We start from the raw sequence: 6,641 nt of genomic DNA on the forward strand, positions 1-6,641 counted from the left end.
AGGTCGCGCGCCGTCTCAGGCAGGTCACGCGGGACGAGGACACCGTCGCGCGGTTCGGCGGCGACGAGTTCGTCATCCTGTGCGATCCGCTGCCGGACGGCGTCCGGGTCGAGGACATCGCCGCTCGGCTCGTCGAGGCCCTGACCGCGCCCGTCACCACCGACGTGGGCGAGGTCCGGCTCTCGGCGAGCGTCGGCGCCGCCACCGCGGACGACCCCCGACTGACCGCCGCGATGGTGCTGCGCCACGCGGACTCCGCGATGTACGCCGCCAAGGAGCGCGGCCGCAACGGCTTCACCGTGTTCCTCGACGGCAGCAACGTGCTCGCCCACCCCTGAGCGCCGTGACGGCATGAGGGTCCAGGCCTGCCACCCTGCGTCGGCGCCGGCGCCGGGCCCGCGCGGTCCGGGACATGGCGCCGACACCTTGGGTGAATCCATGGCACCAGAGGTCTGCCTGCTCCGACTGGTCGCACAGCACGTCGCCGGTCCACCTCTCGCGGACCCGGTCACCGCTGCCCGGCACCTCCTCGCCGCGCAGGGACAAGACGCAGCCGGGGTCGTCCGCTCCCTGGCCGTGCGCAGCAGGGCACGCTCCGGCCAGGAGGTCCTCGACGCCTACGACGCCGGCACTCTCGTGCGGTCCTGGCCGATGCGCGGCTCCCTGCACACCGTGGCCGCCGAGGACCTCGGGTGGCTCCAGGCGCTTGCGAGTGGCCGTCCCCGCGCTGCCGCGGCGCGACGTCGCGGTCAGCTCGGACTCGAGGAGAACGACGTGACGACGGCCGAGCGGGTCAGCGAGCGAGTCGCGGTCGACGGCATCGTTCGCGCCGACCTGCTCGCTGCCTTCCGCTCGGCTGGGCTCCCTACCGACGCCGGGCGCGGCTACCACCTCATCGTGGAGCTCGCCCAGCGCGGGCGGCTGTGCCTCGGGCCCCTGCTGTCAGGTGAGCAGGCCTTCATCCTGGCCGACGCCTGGATCGGGTCACCGCGTCGGCTCGAGGGTGAGGAAGCGCTCGCCGAGCTCGTGCAGCGCTACCTGCTCGGTCACGGGCCGGCGACGGTCGCGGACCTCGCACGCTGGGCCGGGCTCCCGCTCGGGTCGGTCCGGAGTGGCCTCGCGGCGGTCCGCGACCGGCTCGAGCTGCTCGAGGTCGACGGCACCGAGTACTGGCTCGACCCCTCGGTCCCCGACCGGCTCGCGACGCACCGAGCCGACGCGTGCCGGGTGCACCTGCTGCCGGGCTTCGACGAGATGATCCTCGGCTACGCGGATCGCACGGCAACGGTCCCCCCGGAGCACAGCGAGCGCATCGTCCCCGGGGGCAACGGGGTGTTCCGGCCGACGGTGCTGGTGGACGGCATCGTGGTCGGCACATGGCGGCGTACCCGCACGGGGGTCGAGGTGGAGCCGTTCGGCACGTGGCGGCCGGAGGTCCAGGACGAGGTGCGGCGCGCGGTGGACGCCCTGCCCTGACCAGTGCCGTCGGGCTCCCGGTCTCGTCGCTGCTACCACCCTTCCCGCTACCAGGGTGCAAGACTGAGCGCTCGTGCCCGGCGACACGCCCGGCGCGAGCGCCACACGACCCGAGGCACCGTGCTCGAGGCGCAGCACCCCGACGGCGGGAGACGAGGACGCGTGGACGCTTCGACCGGGCAGCCGGGCCTGCGGCGCGCGGATGATCTCGCCCGCCTCGCCCGCCGCGTGGTGGCCCTCGGGATCGCCGTGTGCGCACCGTTCATGGCCGCGATCTGGGTGATCGACTCCGCACAGGACCCCTGGATCCGTTGGGGCTTCCCTCCGCTGGGAGCGGCACTCCTCGCCTTCGCGTGGATCCTGATCCGTCGGCCCCGGTGGGCCGTCCGGGCCGCGATCACCGCCCTGGTCCTCCTCGAGGCGTGGTGGCTCCTCCTCGCGACGGCCAGGATCGCCGAGTCGGCGGATGCTGCCGACGCGTGGCTGGCGCTGCTGCCCACCCCCCTCCTGGACGTGGCGGTGTGCCTGGTGGTCGGCTTCCTCTTCCAGAGCACGCGGACCGCCGTCCTGCACGGCGCGGCCTACTCGGGTGCGGTCACCGTCGTCCTGGCCGCGGCGCTGGGACGGCTGCCCGGTGGCGAGGAGTACGTCTGGCTCGCCGTCCGCTACGGCGTCTACCTCGGGGTGTTCCTCGTGCTCCTGCTCGCGCTCTCCCGCGCCAAGGAGCACGTCGCCTCCGCCATGGCCGACGCGGCACGCGCGGATGCGACGGCCTCCCGGATGCGCGACATGGCCTACCTCGACGAGCTGACGGGCCTGGCCAACCGGCGCCGACTGCGCGAGGAGCTCGGCCACCAGGCCGGGCTGGCCGACCCCGCAGCGCCCGTGTGCGTCGTGTTCTTCGACCTCGACCACTTCAAGCAGGTCAACGACACGCACGGGCACGAGTTCGGCGACCAGGTCCTTCGCGCCGTGGGAGAGATCGCCGCCCGAACCGTCCGCGAGGGTGACCTGGTCGCCCGGATCGGGGGCGAGGAGTTCGTCCTCGTCGCGCCGGCCACCACACATGACGAGGCGGTCCGGCTCGCCGAACGGCTTCGAGCCGCCCTGCCTCGCGAGCTGGGGACGACCCTGGGGGTGCGGCTGACGGCGAGCTTCGGGGTGACCGAGCTGGGCCGTGACGAACCGGCCGACGCGGTGCTGCGCCGGGTCGACGAGCTCATGTACCTCGCCAAGGCCGAGGGTCGGGACCGGGTGCGCGCAGGGGCCTGAGCGTCGAGGGCGCACATCGAGCGGGGCGCACTTCGGCTCCCCCGTGCCGGGCCCGTCCTCGACCCTCGTCCGGGCGTCAGCTCGCGAACAGCGTGGTGTCGAACACGTACCGCGACGCCCGGTAGACGTGCTGCCCGAACTCGATGGCACCGCCCGACTCGTCGAAGGCCGTCCGCTCCATGGTCAGCAGGGCCGCCCTGGACGGCTCCTCGAGCATCCGTGACTCCGCGGCGGTCGCGATACGCGCTCCGATCCGTTGGCGCGCGATGTGCAGCCGCACGCCACGGCCGCGCAGGCAGTCGTAGAGCCCGTCCTTCTCGAGCTCCTCCCGACTCGGCGCGATGGCGACCGGGAGGTAGTTCGTCATGATCGCGAGCGGCTCCCCGCCCGCCATCCGGAGCCGACGCAGCCGCACGACCTCTGTGCCCTCCGGCACCTCGAGCGCCGTGGCGATCTCGGACGAGGCGGCCACGTCCTCGAGCTCGAGCACGACGGTCGAGGGCTCCTGGCCGCCCTTGGCCAGGTCGTCGTAGAGGCTGGTCAACTCGACCGGACGGCGGATCCGGGCGGGTGCGACACGGGTGCCCGCACCGCGTCGACGGACGAGACGCCCCTTGTCCACGAGCACCCTCAGCGCCTGACGAGCCGTGGGTCGCGAGATCCCGAGCCGGGCCGCCATGGCGATCTCGTTCTCCAGGAGCTCACCGCGCTCCAGCCGCCCGTCGTCGATGGCCGCCTGGATGGCCTCGGCCACCTGGTGGTAGAGCGGCACGGGGCTCGTCCGGTCGAGGTCGATGCGCAACGGCTGGGTCACTGGGCTCCTCCTGGGTGTCGCGCCCTCCGTGGCCCCGGGGCCGACGCCGACCATGACAGCATATCGCGCCCTTTCTAATGACAGTATGAGCGAATGTCCTGACAAAACTTGACGAGAGATGTCCTCGCGGTGCACGCTCGTGGCGAGCCTCCGCCGCGAGATCGGCGGAACGGATCTCCAACGTCGGAGACGGGGTACGAGGTGGCGCCGAACCTGACGCCGGTCCGTGTCACCGGACGCGCGAGGACTCGGCATGACGGCCGGCGCGCCGCCCAGCGCCACGACCTGTGACAACCACGAAGGAGTTCACGATGACGACCACCGTCCCGCACTGGCTCGATGGGAAGGCCTTCCCCGGCGACCTGGCGAAGACGTCACCCATCCACGACCCGGCCACCGGGGAGGTCATCGCCGAGCTCGCGCACGCCACGCCCGACGAGGTCGAGCGCGTCATCGCGAGCTCGAGTGCCGCCTTCGAGACGTGGTCCCAGGTCTCGCTCAGCAAGCGGAGCTCGATCCTCTTCCGCTTCCGCGAGCTCCTCGTCGAGCACACCGACGAGCTCGCACGGATCGTGACCCGTGAGCACGGCAAGGTGATCTCCGACGCCAAGGGCGAGATCGCGCGCGGTCTCGAGGTCGTCGAGTTCGCCTGCGGGATCCCTCAGCTGCTCAAGGGCGAGTTCTCCGAGCAGGCCGCCACGGGCATCGACGTGTACTCCTTCCGGCAGCCCGTGGGCGTCGTCGCGGGGATCACCCCGTTCAACTTCCCGGTGATGATCCCCTTGTGGATGAGCCCGGTCGCGATCGCCACCGGCAACACCTTCGTCCTCAAGCCCGCGGGGCGCGACCCCGGTGCCGGCATGCTCATCGCCGAGCTGTGGAAGGAGGCAGGGCTGCCGGACGGCGTCTTCAACGTGGTCCACGGCGACCGCAGCGTGATCGGACGCCTCCTGACCCACCCGGACGTCGCAGCCGTCTCCTTCGTCGGGTCGACTCCCACCGCGAAGCTCATCCACGAGACCGCTACCAAGAACGGCAAGCGGTGCCAGGCGCTCGGAGCCGCGAAGAACCAGGGCATCGTGCTCGCCGACGCCGACCTGGAGAACGCGGCGAACAACCTGATCGCCGCTGCCTTCGGCGCGGCCGGGGAACGATGCATGGCCCTCCCGGTCGCCCTCGTGCAGGACGAGATCGCCGACGAGCTCGTGTCACTCCTCGTGGAGAAGGCCAAGGCCGTGAAGGTGCTCCCTGGTGACCACCCGGACTCGGACATGGGCCCGATCATCACCGAGCAGGCCAAGGCCCGGATCACGGCGCTGATCGACTCCGCGGAGGAGGAGGGGGCCGAGGTCCTGGTCGACGGACGGGGGCTCGTGGTCGAGGGATTCGAGAACGGCTGGTTCCTCGGGCCGACGGTGCTCGACAGGGTGCGCCCGGACATGCGTATCAACCAGGAGGAGGTCTTCGGACCGACCCTGGAGATCATCCGGATCAGCGGCCTCGAGGAGGGCATCGCACTCATCAACGCGAGCCCGTACGGCAACGGGACGGCGCTCTTCACCTCCTCCGGCGAGGCGGCGCGCACCTTCCAGCGGGCGGTCCAGGTGGGCATGGTCGGCATCAACGTGCCGATCCCCGTCCCCGTCGCTTGGCACTCCTTCGGGGGCTGGAAGGACTCGCTCATCGGCGAGACGCACATGTACGGCCCCGAGGGCGTGAAGTTCTTCACCCGCGGCAAGGTGATCACCCAGCGCTGGCCGCACCGTGAGGACGAGGCGGCGAAGGTCTCGTTCCACTTCTCCGGCGACTCCCAGAAGTAGCAGGACGGGGCGGCGGGGAGGGAACACCTCTCCGCCGCCCCGGGCGGCGCCGGGCGAGCGCCGGACCCGCACCCGGGTCGTTAGCCTTGGTCCGTGACCATGTTCCGGATCCGCCACGCCGCGGAGCTGCTCGGCGTCAGCGACGACACGATGCGCCGATGGGCGGACTCCGGGCGGCTGACCGTGCACAAGGACGCGTCGAACCTGCGCGTCGTGGACGGAGCAGAGCTCGCACAGCTCGCCCTCGAGCTCGCCAAGACCTCGCCGATCGAGCAGCGCCCGGCAATCGCGCAGTCCGCGCGCAACAGCTTCCGTGGTCTGGTCACCCGAGTCGTCAGGGACACCGTCATGGCCCAGGTGGAGCTCCAGGCGGGGCCGTTCCGGGTGGTCTCGCTGATGAGCCGGGAAGCGGCGGACGACCTCGGGCTCGAACCCGGTGTCCTCGCCGTCGCGAGCGTGAAGTCGACCGACGTCGTCGTGCAGATCCCGCCGGCCTGAGCCGGCCCGGCCACCCCCACGCCTCAGGGCGCCGAGTAGCCCGTCACGTCGGTCGCCTTCACGCTGAGCCACACCCGGACGCCGTCGGCCAGCCCGAGGTCGGCGACAGCGGCCGGGGTGACGTCGACCGCCGCGTCGATCTCCCCGTCGACCGACAGCCGCACGCGGTCGGCGAGCAGGTCCATCGCACTCACCCGCCCGGCCCAGACGTTGCGCACCGACCCGTGATCCGGCTCGCGCGTGTGCACGGCGATCGACATGGGCCGGACCGCCACGAGCACCGGCGCACCGGCGGCGAGCGCACCGAGATCGAGGTCCGTCGGCCCGCCGCCCGCCGCGACCAGACGCCCTCCCCCGTCGAGCTCGACCTGACGGGACCCCGGGTCGGCGAGCGTGCCGCGGTACAGGTTGAGCCCCACGAGCCGCGCGACGTAGTCCGTGGCCGGTCGCCGCGCGACCTCCGACGGCGTCCCCTCCTGCACCGCACGGCCGTTCTCGATCACCAGGATCCGGTCGGCGAGCACCATGGCCTCGAGCGGGTCGTGCACCACCAGCACCGTCGGCCCGTCGAAGCCGGCAAGCACCTCACGCAGCACGCTGCGGATCTCCACCCGGGTCCTGGCGTCGAGGGCCGCCATCGGCTCGTCGAGAAGCAGGACGGCCGGATCGGCGGCAAGGGCGCGGGCGAGCGCCACGCGTTGCGCCTGACCGCCGGAGAGCTCGCGGGGCCGCCGGCCCGCCAGCTCGTCGAGGCCCAGCCG

7 protein-coding genes are annotated in these 6,641 nt (G+C 72.2%); 5 read left to right on the top strand and 2 right to left on the bottom strand.

The features are described from left to right. The 3 genes from ABWK99_RS11880 to ABWK99_RS11890 form a co-directional block, all read left to right on the top strand. Positions 1–338 (top strand): diguanylate cyclase domain-containing protein (locus ABWK99_RS11880; RefSeq protein WP_372594915.1); only part of this gene is annotated, 338 nt, incomplete at its 5' end. A 100-nt stretch (positions 339–438) separates the two neighbouring features. Continuing rightward, on the top strand, positions 439–1,476 hold the full coding sequence (locus ABWK99_RS11885; RefSeq protein ID WP_372594916.1) for a winged helix DNA-binding domain-containing protein: 1,038 nt from the start codon (positions 439–441) through the stop codon (positions 1,474–1,476). A gap of 162 nt (positions 1,477–1,638) precedes the next feature. Continuing rightward, positions 1,639–2,748 carry a diguanylate cyclase gene (locus ABWK99_RS11890; protein WP_372594917.1) on the top strand — a complete coding sequence of 370 codons (1,110 nt, stop codon included), beginning with the start codon at positions 1,639–1,641 and terminating at the stop codon, positions 2,746–2,748. A 76-nt stretch (positions 2,749–2,824) separates the two neighbouring features. Here ABWK99_RS11890 and ABWK99_RS11895 read toward each other — a convergent pair whose 3' ends face one another. Further along, on the bottom strand, positions 2,825–3,562 hold the full coding sequence (locus ABWK99_RS11895; protein ID WP_372594918.1) for a GntR family transcriptional regulator: 738 nt from the start codon (positions 3,560–3,562) through the stop codon (positions 2,825–2,827). Between the two features lie 311 nt (positions 3,563–3,873). Between ABWK99_RS11895 and ABWK99_RS11900 the strand changes: the two genes are divergently transcribed. Next, positions 3,874–5,382: a CoA-acylating methylmalonate-semialdehyde dehydrogenase gene (locus ABWK99_RS11900; RefSeq protein ID WP_372594919.1), complete on the top strand. Its 1,509-nt coding sequence runs from the start codon at positions 3,874–3,876 to the stop codon at positions 5,380–5,382. Between the two features lie 99 nt (positions 5,383–5,481). Further along, the gene (locus ABWK99_RS11905; RefSeq protein WP_372594921.1) at positions 5,482–5,880 is read left to right on the top strand and encodes a molybdopterin-binding protein; all 399 of its coding nucleotides are present in this window, start codon (positions 5,482–5,484) and stop codon (positions 5,878–5,880) included. Positions 5,881–5,903: 23 nt separating this feature from the next. Here ABWK99_RS11905 and ABWK99_RS11910 read toward each other — a convergent pair. Further along, the coding region (locus tag ABWK99_RS11910) for an ATP-binding cassette domain-containing protein (protein WP_372594920.1) at positions 5,904–6,641 on the bottom strand (738 nt) is incomplete at its 5' end.

Source organism: Actinotalea sp. (assembly GCF_041597215.1).
GTDB lineage: Bacteria > Actinomycetota > Actinomycetes > Actinomycetales > Cellulomonadaceae > Actinotalea.

Bases quoted from the DNA above. Each gene is read 5' to 3' on its own strand.
- ABWK99_RS11900 (WP_372594919.1), top strand. From the start codon at position 3,874: ATGACGACCACCGTCCCGCACTGGCTCGATGGGAAGGCCTTCCCCGGC.
- ABWK99_RS11905 (WP_372594921.1), top strand. From the start codon at position 5,482: ATGTTCCGGATCCGCCACGCCGCGGAGCTGCTCGGCGTCAGCGACGAC.
- ABWK99_RS11885 (WP_372594916.1), top strand. From the start codon at position 439: ATGGCACCAGAGGTCTGCCTGCTCCGACTGGTCGCACAGCACGTCGCC.